Genomic DNA, 4,122 nt, shown 5'->3' on the forward strand with positions numbered 1-4,122 from the left:
CTGATGAGAGGGTATATGACCCTTCAAGAATTCGGTCTCTATAACTGGAGAGGCGGCGGAGGAAGTATGTGGTTTGCACCGGTTTCCCCTGCAGAAGGTAAACATACCCTGAACCAGTCTGCATTGGCTAAAAAGATTTTGAACAAATACGGATTCGACTATGTTGCTGAGTTTATCGTCGGATGGCGCGATATGCACCATATCATCGATTTGCTGTACAACCGAAATGACCCGGAAGAGATGCAACGGGCACACGACTGTTATGCCGAATTGGTACACGAATTTGCCGCACAAGGCTACGGTGTCTACCGTACGAGCAGCGGATTTATGGATCTTGTTGCTGAAACGTATGGTCCGGAGATTCGGGGCGTATTCCAAAAAATCAAGCGTGCACTGGATCCAAAAGGTATTTTGGCTCCTGGTAAGTCTGGGATTTATTAATGAATGCGCGCATAAGTATGGTTGGAGCTGCGCTTCTCATTAGTTCATCTTCATTTGCTGCCGATACCCTATCGGCAGCATTCAGTGAGGGTAAATTTACCGGCGGAGTGAGAGCGATTTACTCTCAAACCGAAAATGACACTATTTCTGATCGTCATACAACGGCTGCAGGGTTCAGATTTTCGTATGAAACAGCTCCCTTATACGGTGTACAGGCAAAAGCTACTATGTTTTCCGTCAGCGGCTTGGGATTGAATTCCAACAATCCTGATCATGTCGATTCTATCTATTTTGAGAATGACGAAAGTAAACTTACCCGAGACGGTTTTGGGAGAGTTAATACCGTTTACGGGACGGGTGACGATGGCTATGCGGTTTTAGGCGAAGCCTATCTCAAAGCGGCATTCGGTAAAACATTTGTTCAAGTAGGCCGTATGATGATCGATGCCCCTATGGCATCATCCCATGATATTTATATTGTTCCGAATACTTTTGAAGCCGCTCAAATTGTGAATGTCGATATCCCGAATACGACATTGATTCTCTCTCATGCGACAAAAATCAGCGGTCCGGATATGGTGAACAGCAATAGCTTTGCGGGTTCGAGCAATAATGTTAAAGCGTCCGATTTCGTCTCTATCTCCAGAGGTTCTGCTTTCCAAGGTTTAGCGGATGGCGATGGTGATCTCACTACCGAAAAAGATAATGCCGGAGCAACGGTTGTTGGAGCTATTTATACCGGGGTTGAAGGTCTTGCGCTTCAAGGATGGTTCTACCGAGTATGGGATGTTATGGACATGCCCCATCTTCAGGCTGATTATAGTACCAAAATCGGAGAGGCACAACTCTTTGCCGGTGTGCAGTATTTAACGCAAAAAGCAATCGGCGGAACCAAAGATACGTTGGCTCATCCGGTTGTCGGTTCACCTCTCTTAGCCCTGGGGATTAATAATATTACGGCGTACCACTCAGAGGCCAAACTCGGTGGATCCTATAAAGGAACTACGGTTACGTTAGCTTATGCTAATACCAAAGGGATCCACGATAATGCTGCACGCGGTGGAATTGTTTCTCCTGTCGGAGGAAATGCGTCATGGGTTCGTACCCGTTATCAGTCCGCTCACTTCGGCTTTACGGATACTTCCTCGTATACGGGAGGAACTAACTCTTACGCGATCGGTGCTGAGTATGATTTCGGATTTGCCGGTATCAACGGATTAAAAGGGGAAGTAAAATATCTCAATTTTAGCCGTGATAATCAATACTCGGCTAGTCCGGGATTATTGCATTACAAACTAAATGCATACGAAGATACGAATGCAGTCGAAGCCTCACTCGATTATAAAACACTCTTTGGAATGAAAGGCCTTGACGGCGGAGTCACTTTCTTGTCGGTGAATAATAATGATGCTTCGGGGAATAATTCTACCGATCATAACGATCTTCGCGTAGCCGTAAATTTAGCTTTTTAAGAGATAGATATTGGTTGAGGTTTAATGCCTCAACCGTTAATACGGTAAGCCTTGGTGTTGCTCTATCGGGGATCAACCTCAATGATTCTCCTTCTGCGCCATCTCTTCATTTTATAAACGGATTACCTATTTTCCGATGGAGCAACACCAAGGTTTATAAAAATAGGAGAGGAATTTTTTTACTCCAGACAGACGGACCTCATTGACCACTTTAATACCATACTAAATCAATATGTTTACTTTGTTTTTGTCAAAATATTAGAATACAATACGGCATTTTTTATCAAAGGGATCAAGATGATCGGAATAGAATGGCTAGCCCTCTATTTGGGATTGGGTATATTTGTCGGTTTCATGGCAGGGCTATTTGGAATTGGAGGGGGAATTATTATGGTTCCCGCGTTAACAGCAATTTTTATAGCACAAGGAATGCCGGTAGAAGAGGTTGTTCATTTGGCATTGGGAACTTCAATGTCCGCTATTATCGTGACATCATTTGCAAGTATGCGTGCACATAATGCAAAAGAAGGGGTTTTATGGGATATTGTCAAAGCGATGGTACCGGGGATTATCCTAGGAACATTTGCCGCAACATTTGTAGCCGCATATCTCAAATCGATGCCTCTTGCTGTATTTTTCTCTTTTTTTACGGCATATGTCGCATTACAGATGATTATCGATAAAAAACCTAAACCCACTCGCCAGATTTCAGGGAAAAAAGGATTGTTTTTCGGGGGGAGTGTTATTGGATCAATTTCTGCACTGGTTTCGATCGGAGGCGGATCTTTAACGGTCCCTTATCTCGTTTGGCAAAATATCGATCTCAAAAAAGCGATCGGGACGTCAGCCGCTATCGGACTGCCTCTTTCGATAACCGGAACACTGGGATATATTATTGCCGGATGGGATCATACGTCAATGGAGAATTATCAGCTTGGTTTTGTCTATTTACCGAGTGTTGCGGCGATTTCCGTTACGAGCTTTTTTATGGCTCCATACGGTGCGAAACTTGCCCATGTACTTCCGGTTGCTATTCTTAAAAAGGTTTTTGCACTCTTATTGATCATGTTGAGTATGAAGATGTTGCTATCAATACTATAACATCCATCAATGAAGTTCAGATGCTTCGATCACGACCAGAAAACCTTCTTTATCCTGTTCTTTGACAATCTCCCGTATAAGACGTATCTTGTTATTATCAACGATCAGCATAAGAAGTTGCTCATTTTCATACGGGTTACTGCTGACACCCTCGAAAATAACCTCATTTTTTCCTAAAGTTTTGATAACATGATCACGTAAAGACTTTGCATTTTTGGAAAAGATATGAACCACTTTTTTGGAAGGTCTTCCCGATAGGATAGTATTTAGACCTTGAGCCGTCGCATAGACGACAATCAAACTAAAAAGGGCACTTTCTATCCGAGCGAAAGCGATCCCCGCCGCGATAACAATCATAAAATCCAAGACGATAATGACGTTGTTTTGTTTCCAATGCATTCTATCGGCAATGTATCGAGCAACGATGGAAGGCCCTCCTGCCGAGGCATTTCCTGCAATGATAAATCCAAGACCGAGTCCGATCGCTATACCTCCGAATATACTGGCTAAAAAAGGATCACTTGTCCAAGCGGTGACATGAAAGTATTCGCGCAGTATATCGACCACCGATGAAGAGACAATGATGGAAAAAATAGTACGAACGGCAAACTCTCTACTGATGTATTTCATACTCATCAGTACCAGAGGAATATTGATCAAAAACATCAACATCCCCGCCGGAATTCCCGTAAAATAGTTGATAAGGATTGATATACCGGGAGTTCCTCCGGCAACGATATGGTTCGGAATCAAAAATAATACGACACCCAATGCCAGGGAAGAAGCGCCGATAAAGATAAAGATATATTTTTTTAACACGTCGTTGATCGGAATATCCGCGAGTTTATGTATCATGGTGAAACCTATGTGGTTGGATGTAGTATATGGAGCTGATCCCCCGCAAGGGGGTATCGATTAAAACGGATAGTGTCTGTTCCCTGCCGCTTCGACAGTCACCCATTTAAGTTCGGTCATCTCTTCAATCGCGAAGTGACCTCCCTCGCGTCCAATACCGCTCTCTTTGACCCCGCCGAACGGAATATGGGCCTCATCTTGGATAGTCGGTCCGTTGATATGGACCATACCCGATTCGATCTCTTCGGAGAGT

At 43.7% G+C, this 4,122-nt stretch carries 5 protein-coding genes; 3 read left to right on the top strand and 2 right to left on the bottom strand.

The window, feature by feature from the left end; genetic code table 11:
* The 3 genes from Q0C19_RS11225 to Q0C19_RS11235 form a co-directional block, all read left to right on the top strand.
* Nucleotides 1–441: FAD-linked oxidase C-terminal domain-containing protein (locus tag Q0C19_RS11225; RefSeq protein WP_295056036.1), on the top strand; the 441-nt coding region annotated here is incomplete at its 5' end.
* On the top strand, nt 441–1,913 hold the full coding sequence (locus tag Q0C19_RS11230; RefSeq protein WP_295056038.1) for an OprD family outer membrane porin: 1,473 nt from the start codon (nt 441–443) through the stop codon (nt 1,911–1,913). The genes Q0C19_RS11225 and Q0C19_RS11230, both read left to right, overlap by 1 nt.
* Nucleotides 1,914–2,210: 297 nt before the next feature.
* Nucleotides 2,211–3,014 (top strand): sulfite exporter TauE/SafE family protein, encoded by an 804-nt coding sequence (locus Q0C19_RS11235; RefSeq protein ID WP_295056039.1) that lies wholly within the window; start codon nt 2,211–2,213, stop codon nt 3,012–3,014.
* Nucleotides 3,015–3,020: 6 nt separating this feature from the next.
* Here the strand turns inward: Q0C19_RS11235 and Q0C19_RS11240 are convergent, their stop codons facing one another.
* Both Q0C19_RS11240 and Q0C19_RS11245 read right to left on the bottom strand, forming a co-directional pair.
* Complete coding sequence (locus Q0C19_RS11240) at nt 3,021–3,869, bottom strand: YitT family protein (RefSeq protein WP_295056041.1); 849 nt, start codon at nt 3,867–3,869, stop codon at nt 3,021–3,023.
* Between the two features lie 60 nt (nt 3,870–3,929).
* The coding region (locus Q0C19_RS11245) for an aldehyde dehydrogenase family protein (RefSeq protein WP_295056043.1) at nt 3,930–4,122 on the bottom strand (193 nt) is incomplete at its 5' end.

The sequence above is a fragment of the Sulfuricurvum sp. genome, assembly GCF_023250475.1.
In the GTDB taxonomy this organism is placed as follows: Bacteria; Campylobacterota; Campylobacteria; order Campylobacterales; family Sulfurimonadaceae; genus Sulfuricurvum.

Coding starts and splice junctions, on each gene's coding strand:
- Q0C19_RS11235 (WP_295056039.1), top strand. CDS start 2,211: ATGATCGGAATAGAATGGCTAGCCCTCTATTTGGGATTGGGTATATTT.
- Q0C19_RS11230 (WP_295056038.1), top strand. CDS start 441: ATGAATGCGCGCATAAGTATGGTTGGAGCTGCGCTTCTCATTAGTTCA.
- Q0C19_RS11240 (WP_295056041.1), bottom strand. CDS start 3,869: ATGATACATAAACTCGCGGATATTCCGATCAACGACGTGTTAAAAAAA.